The sequence below is a fragment of the Pantoea sp. IMH genome, from assembly GCF_000599885.1.
In the GTDB taxonomy this organism is placed as follows: Bacteria; Pseudomonadota; Gammaproteobacteria; order Enterobacterales; family Enterobacteriaceae; genus Erwinia.
This window is the reverse complement of the sequence record NZ_JFGT01000005.1, coordinates 217,992-231,705: the sequence shown is the minus strand read 5'-3', so window position 1 is coordinate 231,705 and position 13,714 is coordinate 217,992. Positions and strand designations below refer to the sequence as shown.

At 54.4% G+C, this 13,714-nt stretch carries 15 protein-coding genes and 1 pseudogene; 11 read left to right on the top strand and 5 right to left on the bottom strand.

All coding sequences use genetic code 11. The features are described from left to right. The first annotated feature begins 30 nt into the window (after positions 1 to 30). The 5 genes from EA20_RS21290 (at position 31) to lldD (ending at position 4,449) form a co-directional block, all read left to right on the top strand. Entirely contained in the window at positions 31 to 189 is a 159-nt protein-coding gene (locus EA20_RS21290; RefSeq protein WP_369699784.1) for a hypothetical protein, read from the top strand. Further along, positions 164 to 727 (top strand): PepSY domain-containing protein, encoded by a 564-nt coding sequence (locus tag EA20_RS19635; protein ID WP_024966558.1) that lies wholly within the window; start codon positions 164 to 166, stop codon positions 725 to 727. Before EA20_RS21290 ends, EA20_RS19635 begins: the two co-directional genes overlap by 26 nt. A gap of 103 nt (positions 728 to 830) precedes the next feature. After that, positions 831 to 2,486 (top strand): L-lactate permease, encoded by a 1,656-nt coding sequence (gene lldP / locus EA20_RS0109225; RefSeq protein ID WP_024966557.1) that lies wholly within the window; start codon positions 831 to 833, stop codon positions 2,484 to 2,486. After that, on the top strand, positions 2,486 to 3,271 hold the full coding sequence (lldR, locus tag EA20_RS0109220) for a transcriptional regulator LldR (RefSeq protein ID WP_024966556.1): 786 nt from the start codon (positions 2,486 to 2,488) through the stop codon (positions 3,269 to 3,271). The genes lldP and lldR overlap by 1 nt, the downstream gene beginning before the upstream one ends. Continuing rightward, positions 3,268 to 4,449, top strand: coding sequence for an FMN-dependent L-lactate dehydrogenase LldD (lldD, locus tag EA20_RS0109215; protein ID WP_024966555.1), 1,182 nt, complete (start codon positions 3,268 to 3,270; stop codon positions 4,447 to 4,449). The genes lldR and lldD overlap by 4 nt, the downstream gene beginning before the upstream one ends. Positions 4,450 to 4,508: 59 nt before the next feature. On the opposite strand, the gene EA20_RS21285 is transcribed toward lldD, so the two are convergent. After that, a complete protein-coding gene (locus EA20_RS21285; protein ID WP_024966554.1) occupies positions 4,509 to 4,697 on the bottom strand; it encodes a hypothetical protein in 189 nt (62 codons plus the stop codon). Between the two features lie 160 nt (positions 4,698 to 4,857). On the opposite strand from EA20_RS21285, the pseudogene EA20_RS0109205 reads away from it, so the two are divergent. Continuing rightward, positions 4,858 to 5,211 (top strand): annotated as a pseudogene (locus EA20_RS0109205) (IS1 family transposase); the annotation flags it as partial. Positions 5,212 to 5,390: 179 nt separating this feature from the next. On the opposite strand, the gene EA20_RS0109200 reads toward EA20_RS0109205, so the two are convergent. Next, on the bottom strand, positions 5,391 to 5,993 hold the full coding sequence (locus tag EA20_RS0109200) for a LysE family translocator (protein ID WP_024966552.1): 603 nt from the start codon (positions 5,991 to 5,993) through the stop codon (positions 5,391 to 5,393). A 131-nt stretch (positions 5,994 to 6,124) separates the two neighbouring features. Between EA20_RS0109200 and EA20_RS0109195 the strand changes: the two genes are divergently transcribed. From EA20_RS0109195 to EA20_RS0109185, 3 genes are all read left to right on the top strand, one after another. Continuing rightward, positions 6,125 to 7,069: a hydrolase gene (locus EA20_RS0109195; RefSeq protein WP_235192649.1), complete on the top strand. Its 945-nt coding sequence runs from the start codon at positions 6,125 to 6,127 to the stop codon at positions 7,067 to 7,069. 1 nt (position 7,070) lies between these two features. Beyond that, positions 7,071 to 7,295, top strand: a complete 225-nt coding sequence (locus EA20_RS0109190; RefSeq protein WP_024966550.1) for a YheU family protein — start codon at positions 7,071 to 7,073, stop codon at positions 7,293 to 7,295. A 97-nt stretch (positions 7,296 to 7,392) separates the two neighbouring features. Next, positions 7,393 to 8,262 (top strand): phosphoribulokinase, encoded by an 870-nt coding sequence (locus EA20_RS0109185; protein WP_024966549.1) that lies wholly within the window; start codon positions 7,393 to 7,395, stop codon positions 8,260 to 8,262. A gap of 26 nt (positions 8,263 to 8,288) precedes the next feature. On the opposite strand, the gene EA20_RS0109180 is transcribed toward EA20_RS0109185, so the two are convergent. Next, positions 8,289 to 8,693 (bottom strand): OsmC family protein, encoded by a 405-nt coding sequence (locus EA20_RS0109180; RefSeq protein WP_024966548.1) that lies wholly within the window; start codon positions 8,691 to 8,693, stop codon positions 8,289 to 8,291. A gap of 308 nt (positions 8,694 to 9,001) precedes the next feature. On the opposite strand from EA20_RS0109180, the gene crp reads away from it, so the two are divergent. Both crp and EA20_RS0109170 read left to right on the top strand, forming a co-directional pair. Then, the gene (gene crp, locus EA20_RS0109175) at positions 9,002 to 9,634 is read left to right on the top strand and encodes a cAMP-activated global transcriptional regulator CRP (RefSeq protein WP_024966547.1); all 633 of its coding nucleotides are present in this window, start codon (positions 9,002 to 9,004) and stop codon (positions 9,632 to 9,634) included. A gap of 58 nt (positions 9,635 to 9,692) precedes the next feature. Continuing rightward, positions 9,693 to 11,771 carry a YccS/YhfK family putative transporter gene (locus EA20_RS0109170; protein WP_024966546.1) on the top strand — a complete coding sequence of 693 codons (2,079 nt, stop codon included), beginning with the start codon at positions 9,693 to 9,695 and terminating at the stop codon, positions 11,769 to 11,771. Positions 11,772 to 11,837: 66 nt separating this feature from the next. Here EA20_RS0109170 and EA20_RS0109165 read toward each other — a convergent pair whose 3' ends face one another. Further along, positions 11,838 to 13,055 carry an aspartate aminotransferase family protein gene (locus tag EA20_RS0109165; protein ID WP_024966545.1) on the bottom strand — a complete coding sequence of 406 codons (1,218 nt, stop codon included), beginning with the start codon at positions 13,053 to 13,055 and terminating at the stop codon, positions 11,838 to 11,840. A gap of 81 nt (positions 13,056 to 13,136) precedes the next feature. Beyond that, on the bottom strand, positions 13,137 to 13,712 hold the full coding sequence (locus EA20_RS0109160; RefSeq protein WP_024966544.1) for an aminodeoxychorismate synthase component II: 576 nt from the start codon (positions 13,710 to 13,712) through the stop codon (positions 13,137 to 13,139). Positions 13,713 to 13,714 lie beyond the last annotated feature (2 nt).

Here is a 13,714-nt window from a genome sequence, read left to right as displayed (position 1 = left end):
ATCGACAAGATACGAGGCGCTCTGGGCTGGATGACACCACAGGTAAATACTGCATTAGTCGCACAAACCGTGCAGCCGCACCACGACCCACACGCAGAACACCACGCCATGATGCCTGGCATGGTGATGCCGCAAACAGATGACAATATCTGGGATAACGTACTTGCCGCTACGCGCAGCTGGTATTGAATCAAACAAAATAGAGATTCGCCTTTCTTGCCCGGCAGATAAAACCTGGACGGTGACTGAAATCGACCGCGCCTGGCCGACACACGTCGATACCGCAGCCGTCAATCCTACGACTTTCCGGGTGATTGACCGCACCCGGTTTGCTGATTTCCCGTTAGTGGCCAAGCTCACTCGTTGGGGAATTGATGCCCACATGGGCGTACTTTTCGGGCTGGCAAACCAGTTGTTATTGGCAGCGTTTGGTTTGGGTCTGTGCGCGATGGTGATTTTCGGTTATCGCATGCGGTGGTTAAAACGTCCGGCGGTTTCTGCGAGCAACCCCGCACAAACCCTGTGTGAGGCATGGCTGGTACTGCCTGGTGCGCGGCGTGCAGGTGTGGTGATAATCGCGTTGCTTTTCGGCTACTGCCTGCCGGTAATGGGCGTCAGCCTGTTACTGTTTATCGCCGCCAATATTGGTCCTACCAATCCCACCAAAAATGTGACCTCTTTGGGCATAACGGCAAAAAAATGCAACAGTAACATTGCCATAAATTAACAAGAGATTAACCTTTACGTAAACTTACCCTACATCGCAATATTGGTCCTACCAATCAAGCGAATAATAATAATAAACACATCACGTTCTGGAGAGTCCCTTCATGCAAGCCTGGCAACAAGTCTACGACCCCGCAGGTAACATCTGGCTATCGAGCCTCATCGCCGCTATTCCGATTATTTTCTTCTTCTTCGCATTGATTAAACTGCGTATGAAGGGTTACACCGCCGCCACAGTTACCGTCGGCCTGGCCTTGTTAGTCGCATTATTTTTCTACCGTATGCCGTTTGACCGCGCGTTATCGTCTGTGGTGTACGGTTTCTTCTACGGGCTGTGGCCGATTGCCTGGATTATTATCGCCGCCGTTTTCGTCTATAAAATCTCGGTGAAAACGGGGCAATTCGACATTATCCGCTCGTCGATTCTTTCCATTACTCCTGACCAACGCCTGCAAATGCTGATTGTTGGCTTCTGCTTCGGTGCATTCCTTGAAGGGGCCGCAGGTTTTGGTGCTCCGGTGGCGATTACCGCCGCATTGCTGGTTGGCCTCGGCTTTAACCCGCTGTATGCCGCAGGTCTTTGCCTGATTGTGAACACCGCTCCGGTGGCGTTTGGAGCAATGGGAATTCCTATTATCGTCGCAGGCCAGGTCACCGGGCTCGACAGCTTTGAAATCGGCCAGATGGTCGGCCGCCAGTTACCGTTCCTGACCATGATTGTGCTGTTCTGGATCATGGCAATTATGGATGGGTGGCGAGGCATTAAAGAGACATGGCCTGCGGTTATCGTCGCGGGCGGTTCGTTTGCTATCGCGCAATACCTTAGCTCAAATTTCCTGGGGCCAGAACTGCCGGATATTATCTCCTCACTGGTTTCACTGGTGTGTTTGACCACGTTTCTGCGCGTCTGGAAGCCAGTTCACATTTTCCGTTTTGGCGATATTGGCGCGTCGGTGACTGACCAGACACTCGTCCGCAAAAACTATACCGCAGGCCAGGTGATTCGCGCCTGGATGCCATTTATCTTTCTGACGGCAACCGTCACCTTGTGGAGTATTCCCCCGTTCAAAGCACTGTTTGCGCCGGGCGGCGCAATGGCTGACTGGGTATTCAATATCTCCGTGCCGTTCCTCGACAAAATGGTCGTCAAAATGCCACCGGTTGTGGCACAAAGCATGGCCTATGCAGCGGTATACAAATTTGACTGGTTCTCCGCAACGGGCACCGCGATTCTGGTTGCGGCACTCATTTCCATGGTTTACCTGCGCATGAAGCCAAAAGCAGCGATTGAGACATTCGGTGAAACACTTAAAGAACTGGCGCTTCCGATTTACTCCATCGGCATGGTGTTAGCCTTTGCGTTTATCTCCAACTACTCAGGCCTTTCGGCAACGCTCGCACTCGCACTGGCGCACACCGGCCATGCCTTTACCTTCTTCTCACCATTCCTTGGCTGGTTAGGTGTGTTCCTGACCGGCTCCGATACGTCATCAAACGCCTTGTTCGCTGCGCTACAAGCCACGACCGCGCAACAAATTGGTGTGTCTGACTTGCTGCTGGTTGCCGCCAACACTACCGGTGGCGTCACTGGCAAAATGATTTCGCCGCAGTCTATCGCTATCGCCTGTGCCGCTGTTGGCCTGGTGGGTAGGGAATCGGACTTGTTCCGTTTTACCGTCAAACACAGCCTGATTTTCACCTGTATGGTCGGTGTCATCACCACACTTCAGGCTTATGTTTTAACCTGGATGATTCCCTGATGACCACTCAACCGCGCCTGGCCGACCACCTGGTCGAGCGCGTTAAAGTATTAATTAGTGAGCGTAAACTGGAGGCGGGCATGCGGTTGCCCGCCGAACGCCAGCTTGCGGCTGAAATGGGGGTATCGCGGTCATCAATTCGCGAAGCAATTCAAAAGCTGATTAGCGAAGGCATTCTAATTAGTCGCCGCGGTGGCGGTACTTTTGTGCGCCACGAAGTTCAGGCGTGGTCAGAACAACGAATCGTCCAGCCGTTGAAAACGCTGGTGGAAGATGACCCCAATTACCGTTACGACATTTTAGAAGCACGCCACGCGATAGAAGCCATCACCGCATGGTATGCCGCTCAACGGGCAACACCTGCCGATAAAGAGAAGCTCATCGCCTGTTTTGACGCCACGCTAAAATTCAAAGAAAGCGACGTTCCAGATCTCGCGGCCCAGGCTGACGTGCGCTTTCACCTGGCCATTGCCGAAGCCTCACACAACATCGTGCTACTCCAGACGATGCGCGGTTTTTTCGATTTACTGCAATCTTCGGTGATGCACAGCCGCCAGCGTATGTACACCGTGCCGGCTATTTTTGCTGGGCTTACCGAACAGCATAACGAACTGTTGCAGGCCATTCTGGTAGGAGACCCGGAACGCGCTCGCCTGGCGGCGAAAAAGCACCTCGGGTTTGTCCACACCACCATTAAAAACCTGCATGAAGACGAAGCGCGACAGGCGCGAATCAGCCGCCTGCCTGATGAAGACACCGACGTTTTAAGGGACGCAAATCCATGATTATTTCCGCTGCATCTGACTACCGCGCCGCTGCAAAGCGTATTCTGCCGCCATTTCTATTCCACTATATTGACGGTGGTGCCTATGCCGAACACACGCTACGTCGCAACGTTGACGATCTGGCAGAAGTGGCGTTAAAGCAGCGCGTACTTAAAAACATGTCCGCGTTAAGCCTTGAAACCAAACTGTTTAACGAAACGCTGTCGATGCCCGTAGCGCTCGCTCCCGTTGGGTTATGCGGAATGTATGCCCGCCGTGGCGAAGTGCAGGCGGCCAAAGCGGCTGCAGCGAAAGGCATTCCATTTACGCTTTCTACTGTTTCTGTGTGTCCGATTGAAGAAGTGGCACCTGCAATCGACCGCCCGATGTGGTTTCAACTTTATGTCTTAAAAGACCGTGGCTTCATGCGTAATGCGCTGGAGCGTGCGAAAGCTGCCGGGTGTTCAACGCTTGTGTTTACCGTCGATATGCCAACACCAGGAGCGCGTTATCGCGATGCGCATTCTGGTATGAGCGGGCAACATGCTGCATTGCGCCGTTACTGGCAAGCGGTGACGCATCCGCAATGGGCGTGGGACGTGGGCCTGAACGGTCGCCCGCATGATTTAGGGAATATCTCAACATATCTGGGGAAACCCACCGGGCTCGAAGATTACATTGGCTGGCTGGCGAATAATTTCGACCCATCAATTTCCTGGAGTGACCTGGAGTGGATCCGTGAATTCTGGGATGGCCCAATGATCATTAAAGGCATTCTCGACCCGCAAGATGCGAAAGATGCGGTGCGCTTTGGCGCTAATGGGATAGTGGTATCAAACCACGGTGGCCGCCAACTCGATGGTGTGCTTTCATCCTGCCGCGCCCTGCCCGCCATTGCCGATGCCGTCAAAGGCGATATCGCGATTCTTGCCGATAGTGGTATCCGCAGTGGGCTGGATGTGGTGCGCATGATTGCGCTTGGAGCCGACACCTGTCTGTTAGGCCGCGCTTATTTGTATGCGTTGGCAACCCATGGCCAGGCCGGTGTAACCAATCTGCTGAACTTAATTGAAAAAGAGATGCGTGTGGCGATGACGCTGACCGGCGCTAAAACCATCGCTGAAATCAGCCCGGAATCACTGGTGCGCGAAGGATTCAAAGATATTTTTTCACCGCAAGCGATGGTGGTTGGATTTTAATGGCTAAGGTTTGAATAACCAGCAATGCTCGCTGCTGCGCAACGTGGCGAGTAGTTTATTCACCCGGTCAACTCAGCAAAATGAATACCCGCCGCATTGATTATTTTTTTAGTGGTGCTGATAGTGGGATTGCCGCGCTCAGAAAGCGTTCTATAGCGCGTTTCGCGATTCAGTTCGGTTTCGGCGGCAATTTTACTAACCCCACCTCGAGCCTCAACCAGGCGGCGTAAAGCTAACAGGAATAGCACTTCACCATTTTATTCATCCAGCCCCGCAAAAGCGCCTTTGATATACTCAACGGCAAAAGCGGTAATGCTACTAACTTACTGATTTAATATATGATGGTGTTTTTGAGGTGCTCCTGTGGCTTCCGTCGCCGTCTGCTGCCCCTCCTGCTCCGCTACTGAAGGCATTGTGCGTAACCAACGCTGGCTGTTTTATACGTATGACAGGATACGCAAGACGGTCATGGCACACGTTCTTGGTGCTCGCACCAAAGCCACACTGGAGCGTCTTTTAAGTCTGTTGTCGGCTTTTGACGTGATGGTATGGATGACTGACGGATGGCCGCTGTATGAGTCACGTCTGAAGGGAAAGCTGCACGTCATCAGCAAGCGATACACGCAGCGAATTGAGCGGCATAACCTGAATCTGAGGCAGCATCTGGCAAGGCTGGGCAGGAAGTCGCTGTCGTTCTCAAAATCGGTGGAACTGCATGGCAAAGTCATCGGGCATTATCTGACGATAAACTATTACCAATAAATTGGAGTCATTACCGCTTTTCCTGCCATTATTGGGGCATTCCCCTGCAGTCAGCAGACTCTGTCAGGCGTGAAATTTTTATTCCGCGCAGCGGAGAAATTGCAGCAGGAATAAAAAAAGCTATCGCCGCTGACGATAGCTTTTACTCTGCACAGAAGGGAAACAGGTGCGGCGGATTTTCAGTGCCAGATCAATAATACGCAGGCGGCGGTCAGTAACCCCATCGACAGATTAAAGATTTTCCACGCCCGGCGACTGCGGAGAATACGCCCAATCAGCGAGCCAAACCCCAGCCAGAGGAGGCCGGTAATAAGGTTGACCAGCGCCATACCGATACTGATGGCAATCACCGACTGTCCGTACGCCGCCCCGGCCAGGCTGAAGCTGGCAACCGCACCCAGCGCCATCAGCCAGGCTTTCGGATTGATCAGCTGGAGCAGCCCGCCCTGCCAGAACGGCATCGGCGCCACGGGCGCCTCCTCCACCTCGAGCTTCTCATACGCGGCTGTGGCAATTTTCCATGCCAGCCAGAGCAGATAAGCGCTCCCGGCAATTTTGAGAAACAGATGCAGAGACGGATAAAGCAGTATCAGGCCCCCTACCCCAAAAGCCACCATCAGCAGCATAACCTGCATGCCAAGCATGATGCCGAACAGTAGCCAGAGCGATCGCCAGAAACCAAAGTTGGCGCCGGAGGCGGTGAGTAACATATTATTAGGGCCTGGCGTAATCGCAGCGACCCAGAGAAAACCCAACATAGATAAAAACAAACTCAGTTCCATTTGAACGGATGCTCCTCATCCCATGGTCGGTAACAACTTGTCGAAGCTAGCAATGTGACTGGAATCCTACAAGCATTTTGAACATAAATATTCACTCCTCAGACAATATCCTGTTCCGGCCAATGCCGGGCATGAGCAATGCGCATCTGCAAACGCTTCTTCCCCGTCTGGTGCGTCGTCGGTTGCTGTTTCAGCCACACTGGCAGCGGCTGACGCTGCCGGATAGCGACTTTGTCGATCTCGCATGGAGCGAAGATCTGCAGCAGGCACGCCACAAGCCAAGAGTGGTCCTGTTTCATGGGCTGGAGGGTAGCGTCAGCAGCCCTTACGCCCATGGGCTTTTGCAGGCGTGCAAGGGGCGTGGCTGGCTGGGTGTGGTGATGCATTTTCGCGGCTGTAGCGGCGAGCCGAACCGGCTTGAACGCATCTATCATTCGGGCGAAACCGGTGACGCGGGCTATTTTTTGCAGTGGTTGCGCGAGGAATGGGGCGAGGTGCCGACCGCCGCCGTCGGCGTATCGCTTGGCGGTAATATGCTCGCCTGCCTGATGGGGCAACAGGGCGCGGACTGCCTGCTTGATGCGGGCGTGGTTGTCTCCGCGCCGCTGATGCTGGAGCCGTGCAGCCTGAAACTTGAGCAGGGTTTCTCCCGCGTTTATCAGCGCTATCTGCTGGGGCTGCTGAAGCAAAATGCCGAGCGTAAACTGGTGGCCTGGCCCGGCACGCTGCCGATCGATCTGGCAACGCTGCGGGCGCTGAAAAAACTGCGTGATTTCGATGATGCGATTACTGCCCGCGCTCATGGTTTTCTGGACGCGAGCGACTATTATCAACGCTGCAGCGCAATGCCGCTCCTGCCGGATGTGCGCAAACCTCTGCTGATCATTCATGCCAAAGACGATCCCTTTATGACAAATGAAGTCATCCCCCCTCCCGGCCTGCTACCCTCTAACGTAGAGTATCAGCTGACTCAGCACGGCGGTCATGTGGGGTTCGTCGGCGGCACTCTGCGTAAACCCCAGATGTGGCTGGAGCAGCGCATCCCCCAATGGCTTTCAACCTGGCTGGACAATTAACGTGATTATTCCCTGGAAAGAACTCGACGCGGAAACGCTTGATAATTTGATTGAATCCTTTGTGCTGAGGGAAGGCACCGACTACGGCGAACAGGAACGTTCGCTGGAACAGAAAGTGGGAGATGTCCGCCGCCAGTTAAGCAGCGGTGAAGCGGTGCTGGTCTGGTCCGAACTGCATGAGACGGTCAATATTATGCCCCGTGGCCAGGTAACGCGTAGCACCTGACTGCGCGATACAGCACACGTATAGTCACGTGACACCCGGGCGTGAAACGTGTTACCAATGCGGGATAGAACTGACCTTTCTCAGGGAGTTATCTGCTATGTCAGCCAGACATCCGGTGATCGCCGTGACCGGTTCAAGTGGTGCAGGCACCACTACAACCAGTACCGCTTTCCGAAAAATTTTTCAGCAGCTTGGCCTGCATGCCGCCGAACTGGAAGGAGACAGCTTCCACCGTTTTACGCGCCCTGAGATGGATATGGCGATTCGTAAAGCGCGGGAGATGGGCCGGCATATCAGCTATTTCGGCCCTGACGCCAATGACTTTGCGCTGCTGGAAAACACCTTTGTGGAGTATGGTCTCAGCGGCAGCGGAAAATCGCGCAAATACCTGCATACCTATGATGAAGCGGTGCCGTGGAATCAGGTGCCTGGCACCTTCACCCCCTGGCAGCCGTTGCCAGAGCCAACGGATGTTCTCTTCTACGAAGGCCTTCATGGTGGTGTGGTCACGCCGCATAATGATGTCGCCCAGCATGTTGATTTGCTGGTGGGCGTGGTGCCGATCGTTAACCTGGAGTGGATCCAGAAACTGGTGCGGGATACCAGCGAAAGAGGTCACTCCCGGGAAGCCGTGATGGATTCCGTGGTGCGCTCAATGGAGGATTACATCAACTTCATTACGCCGCAGTTCTCCCGCACGCACATCAACTTTCAGCGCGTGCCGACCGTCGATACCTCAAACCCTTTCGCCGCACGTGCCATCCCCTCTCTTGATGAAAGTTTTGTCGTCATCCATTTCCAGGCGCTGGAAGGGATTGATTTCCCTTATCTGCTCGCTATGTTACAGGGATCGTTTATTTCCCATATTAATACGCTGGTTGTGCCCGGCGGCAAAATGGGCCTGGCAATGGAACTGATTATGGGCCCGCTGGTGAAGCGGCTGATGGAGGGGAAAAAGATTGAGTGAGCCCTGCCGCGCAGGGCTCTCTCAGGTTATACCGCGATGATTTCGTAGCTGTGGGTGATGTTAACGCCCTTGCCCAGCATCAGCGCAACCGAACAGTATTTCTCGGCAGAGAGGTCTACCGCGCGGGACACGGCTTTGTCGCCCAATGCCTTACCGCTCACGATAAAGTGCAGATTAATGTGGGTAAACAGGCGTGGCGCCTCTTCACGACGCTCTGAGGTCAGCTTTACTTCACAGTCCGTGATCTCATGACGCCCTTTCTGCAAAATAGACACCACGTCGATGGCGCTACAGCTACCGGCCGCCATCAGCACCATTTCCATCGGACTGGGCGCTTTATCGCCCGCATTGCCATCCATCAGCACCTGATGCCCGGATGAGGATTCTCCCAAAAAGGTCAGCCCCTCCACCCATTTCACGCGAGCTTCCATAACAAACTCCTCTAAGTCATTCAGTTAACATCAGATTACGCTTTAGCAACAAAAACGGCAACGCCGTAGATTTCCCGCTATGCTGAAGCGAGACAACAGAAGACACTCAATGAAAGCTGTGTTACAAACAAAGCTGTAATATCTTCGCCAGTACTCTACATACGTGGCGAAACGGAACACCATAACGAGCCAGGCCCTCAACCAGGGTCAGGATAAATTCCCTGAAGGGGAACGCTTGACTTTTTCAACGCCTGACAGGGTTTCTTCCCCCTGTATTTAGGCACGATGACAACAGAGGATAACAGCGAATGGTTCTCGGCAAACCGCAAACAGACCCGACTCTTGAATGGTTCCTGTCACATTGCCATATTCATAAGTATCCATCCAAAAGCACGCTGATTCACCAGGGTGAAAAAGCGGAAACCCTCTACTACATCGTCAAGGGCGCAGTAGCGGTGCTGATTAAGGATGAGGAAGGCAAAGAGATGATCCTCTCTTACCTCAACCAGGGCGATTTTATTGGCGAGCTTGGCCTGTTTGAAGAAGGTCAGGAGCGTAGCGCATGGGTACGTGCAAAAGCCGCCTGCGAAGTGGCTGAAATTTCCTATAAAAAGTTCCGTCAGCTGATTCAGGTCAATCCTGACATCCTGATGCGTCTCTCCTCACAGATGGCGCGCCGCCTTCAGGTTACCTCAGAGAAAGTGGGCAATTTAGCTTTCCTCGATGTGACAGGTCGCATCGCGCAAACTCTGCTGAATCTGGCCAAGCAGCCGGACGCAATGACCCATCCGGATGGGATGCAAATCAAAATCACCCGTCAGGAGATCGGCCAGATCGTTGGTTGCTCGCGCGAAACCGTTGGGCGAATCCTGAAAATGCTGGAAGATCAAAATCTGATCTCAGCACACGGCAAGACCATCGTCGTTTACGGCACGCGTTAATCTGCCCCGCTCCATGGCGCAACCTCGTCGTTGCGCCTCTCTCAACGGGTATGGAAGGATGTGGCGCCGACTGATCTATCACCCCGAGGTGAACTATGCACTGCGACAAACGCTGGTGCTCTCTCTCCCTGTCGCTATAGGATGGCTGCTGGGTGATTTGCAAAAAGGATTGCTCTTCTCGTTAGTGCCTGCCTGTTGCAATATCGCCGGTCTCGATACGCCCCATAAGCGCTTTTTCAAACGCCTGATCGTTGGCGGCAGTCTGTTCGCCTTTAGCAGCTTCCTTATTCAGTTTCTCGGTGGCTATCAGGTCCCCCTGCCGCTCATTCTGTTCGTCATGGCCATGCTGTTAGGCGTCACCGGAGAAATCAGCCCGCTTCATGGCAGGCTGCTGCCCGCCTCGCTGATCGCCGCTATTTTTACCCTCAGTCTGGCGGGCCGTATGCCCATCTGGGCGCCGCCAGTGCTTTATATTATGGGCACGATCTGGTACGGCGCCTTTAACTGGTTCTGGTTCTGGCTGTGGAAAGAGCAGCCAATGCGTGAAACGCTCAGCCTGCTCTATCTGGAGCTGGCTGGCTACTGTGAAGCAAAATACAGCATGCTGACGCAGCTTACCGATCCTGAAAAAGCGCTGCCGCCGCTGCTGGCGCGCCAGCAAAAAGCGGTCGACCTGATCACAACCTGCTACCAGCAGATGCACATGCTGGCTGCCAGCCGGGATAATCATCATAAACATCTGACCCGTGCGTTTCAGGTTGCCCTGGATTTACAGGAGCATATTGCGGTCAGCCTGCATCAGCCTGGTGAGGTACAGAAACTGGTTGAGCAAAGCCACGCCGAAGCGGTTATTCGCTGGAACGCGCAGACGATTGCCGCCCGGCTTCGCGAACTTGCTGATGATATTCTTTACCACAAGCTACCCAGCCGTTTCTCCATGGATAAGCAGCTGCAGGCGCTGGAAAAGATCGCCAGACAGCATCCGGATAATCCCGTCGGGCATTTCTGTTCGTACCATTTTAGCCGGATAGGCCGTCTGCTTCGTCATCAGCGTCCGCTTTATAAGCGGGACCTGATGGCCGATCGCCAGCGCCGCCTGCCGCTGCTGCCGGCCATTAAAAGTTATCTCTCACTGCGGTCATCCGCGCTTCGCACCGCCGGGCGTTTTGCCGTGATGCTCACCTTTGCCAGTTCTCTGGCGCTGTTTTTTAATCTGCCAAAGCCTTACTGGATCCTGATGACGATCATGTTCGTCAGTCAGAACGGCTACAGCGCGACACGCGTCCGGATCCAGCACCGGGCGCTGGGCACGCTTGCCGGACTGATTGTCGCCGCCATGGCCCTGCGACTTCAGGTACCGGAGCCGGTAGTGCTGCTGGTGATGTTGATAATTACCCTGGTGAGCTATCTGTTCATCCGTAAGTACTACGGTCTGGCAATGATTGGTTTTACGGTGACGGCGGTCTATTCCCTGCAGCTGCTTTCACTTAACGGCGCCGATTTTCTACTGCCGCGCCTGCTGGATACGCTGATAGGCTGTCTGATCGCCTTTGCCGGTATGATCTGGCTGTGGCCGCAGTGGCAAAGCGGCCTGCTGCGGCAAAACGCCCATGACGCGCTGGAGGTCTGGCAGGAGGCGCTGCAATTACTGCTGGGCAACGAACATGACCCGGTAAAGCTGGCTTATCAGCGTATGCGGGCCAACCAGGCGCACAACGCGTTGTTTAACTCACTCAATCAGGCGATGCAGGAGCCAGGATTCGACCCGAGCTACCTGGCCGATATGAAACTGTGGGTAACGCATGGCCAGTTTGTCGTCGAACATATCAACGCGATGACCATTCTGGCTCGCGAGCATACGATGCTGACGCCTGCGCTGGCGGAGCGCTATCTTCAGTCGTGTGAGATTGCCCTGCAGCGCTGCCAGCAGCGGCTGGAATATGATGGGCCAGGCTCGGAAAATAACGTGCTGGAATCGCAGGGAGAGTTCAGTCAGGGACCGGTAACGATCATGGAGCGGCACGTGAAGCGGATTCTGGACCATCTTAGCGTGATGCACACTATCTCATCACTGGCGTGGACAACGCGGCCCCATCACGGCAACTGGTTATCGCGACGCTTAAGAAAAGCCTCCTGACATAATTATTGAGACGAATAACGTGAAGACAGCAAGGGGAAGGCAAAACGCCTTCCTCTTGCTGTTTTATGCGAGCACTTTGTCGACTGCCGCCACGAAACGGGCCATGCCCTCTTCAATATCGCCAGGCTCAATTACCAGCGAAGGCGCAAAACGGATAACGTCCGTACCGGCACTCAGGATCATCACGCCTTCTTCCGCTGCGGCATGAAGAATATCGCGGGCTTTGCCAGCATGCTGCGGCTTAAGCGCTGCACCGATCAGTAAGCCCTTGCCCCGGATGGCGCTGAACAGATCCCGCTTCGCATCCATCGCCTTCAGCGCTGAGATAAAGTGCTCACGCCGGGTTTCCACCCCGCCAAGCACCTCATCGGTATTGATAATATCCAGCGCGGCCTCGGCAACGGCACAGGCCAGCGGGTTGCCGCCGTAGGTGGTGCCGTGAACACCTGGCGCCATAACGGCGGCGACCTCGTGGGTGGTCAGCATGGCGCTAACCGGGAATCCGCCGCCCAGCGCCTTGGCTGTGGTCAGAATATCCGGCGTCACACCGTAGTGTTCACAGGCGAAGAGTTTACCGCTGCGCCCCATACCACTCTGTACTTCGTCCAGTACCAGCAGCGCCTGATGTTTATCGCACAGGTGACGCAACCCCTGCATAAATTCCGGCGTAGCAGGCATCACGCCACCTTCACCCTGAATGGGTTCCACCACAATCGCGCAGGTATGATCGTCGATAACCGCCTCCACGGCCGCCAGATCGTTAAAAGGCACATGGACAATATCGGCCGGTTTTGGCCCGAAACCGTCAGAGTATTTCGGCTGACCACCAACGGAAACGGTAAACAGCGTGCGGCCATGAAACGCGTTATGGAAGGCAATAATTTTGCTTTTATAAGGGGAGTGACGCTGCGACGCATAGTAGCGCGCCAGCTTAAAGGCCGCTTCGTTCGCTTCCGCGCCGGAGTTGGCGAAAAAGACGCGATCGGCAAAGGTGGCCGCGATAAGTTTACTGGCCAGACGCAGCGCCGGCTCGTTCGTGAAGATGTTGCTGGTGTGCCACAGCATTTCGCCCTGGGTTTTTAATGCTTCCACCAGCGCCGGATGGCAGTGGCCCAGCGCCGTCACCGCGATGCCGCCGGAGAAGTCGATATACTCTTTGCCATGCTGATCCCAGACGCGGCTGCCTTTTCCTTTCACCGGCACAAAGGCAGCTGGCGCATAAACAGGAAGGATCACCTCATCAAATGTCGCCCGGGTCACCGCTACTTTTTCCGTTGCCATGCTTTACTCCTGTTCTTATGTCACCAATGTGAAATTATAATCACAAAATATGCATAAAAAATCATTTAAAGGCAAAGTAATTTAGTCAGCAAGGAAATTTTTTAACAGCTGATGTCCCTGTTCACTGAGGATGCTTTCAGGATGAAACTGCACCCCCTCCAGACGATGATGCCGGTGGCGCAGCCCCATAATCTGATCGCGCTGACCGTCACGCAGCGTCCAGGCGGTAACCTCAAACTCATCCGGCAGTGAAGCAGGATCAACGATCAGGGAGTGGTAACGGGTGACGGTCAGCGGATGGTTCAGCCCGGCAAATATCCCGCCATCGTTGTGCTCAATGCGGGACGTTTTGCCATGCATCACTTCCGGGGCCAGGATAATTTTCCCTCCGAAAGCCTGCGCGATAGCCTGATGCCCAAGGCAGACGCCCAGAATCGGCAACCTGCCCGCAAAGTGACGGATGGCCGCCAGGGAGATCCCCGCCTCGTCTGGCGTTGCGGGGCCGGGAGAAATGACTAATCGATCTGGCTGCAGGGCCGCGATCCGATCGAGCGTAAGCTCATCGTTGCGCTGTACGTAAACCTCAGCACCCAGCTCACAAAAGTACTGATAGAGATTCCAGGTAAAAGAGTCGTAATTATCAATAAGCAGCAGCATCG

Coding starts and splice junctions, on each gene's coding strand:
- EA20_RS21290 (WP_369699784.1), top strand. CDS start 31: ATGACACCACAGGTAAATACTGCATTAGTCGCACAAACCGTGCAGCCG.
- lldP (WP_024966557.1), top strand. CDS start 831: ATGCAAGCCTGGCAACAAGTCTACGACCCCGCAGGTAACATCTGGCTA.
- lldR (WP_024966556.1), top strand. CDS start 2,486: ATGACCACTCAACCGCGCCTGGCCGACCACCTGGTCGAGCGCGTTAAA.
- lldD (WP_024966555.1), top strand. CDS start 3,268: ATGATTATTTCCGCTGCATCTGACTACCGCGCCGCTGCAAAGCGTATT.
- EA20_RS0109200 (WP_024966552.1), bottom strand. CDS start 5,993: ATGGAACTGAGTTTGTTTTTATCTATGTTGGGTTTTCTCTGGGTCGCT.
- EA20_RS0109195 (WP_235192649.1), top strand. CDS start 6,125: ATGAGCAATGCGCATCTGCAAACGCTTCTTCCCCGTCTGGTGCGTCGT.
- EA20_RS0109185 (WP_024966549.1), top strand. CDS start 7,393: ATGTCAGCCAGACATCCGGTGATCGCCGTGACCGGTTCAAGTGGTGCA.
- EA20_RS0109180 (WP_024966548.1), bottom strand. CDS start 8,693: ATGGAAGCTCGCGTGAAATGGGTGGAGGGGCTGACCTTTTTGGGAGAA.
- crp (WP_024966547.1), top strand. CDS start 9,002: ATGGTTCTCGGCAAACCGCAAACAGACCCGACTCTTGAATGGTTCCTG.
- EA20_RS0109170 (WP_024966546.1), top strand. CDS start 9,693: ATGTGGCGCCGACTGATCTATCACCCCGAGGTGAACTATGCACTGCGA.
- EA20_RS0109165 (WP_024966545.1), bottom strand. CDS start 13,055: ATGGCAACGGAAAAAGTAGCGGTGACCCGGGCGACATTTGATGAGGTG.
- EA20_RS0109160 (WP_024966544.1), bottom strand. CDS start 13,712: ATGCTGCTGCTTATTGATAATTACGACTCTTTTACCTGGAATCTCTAT.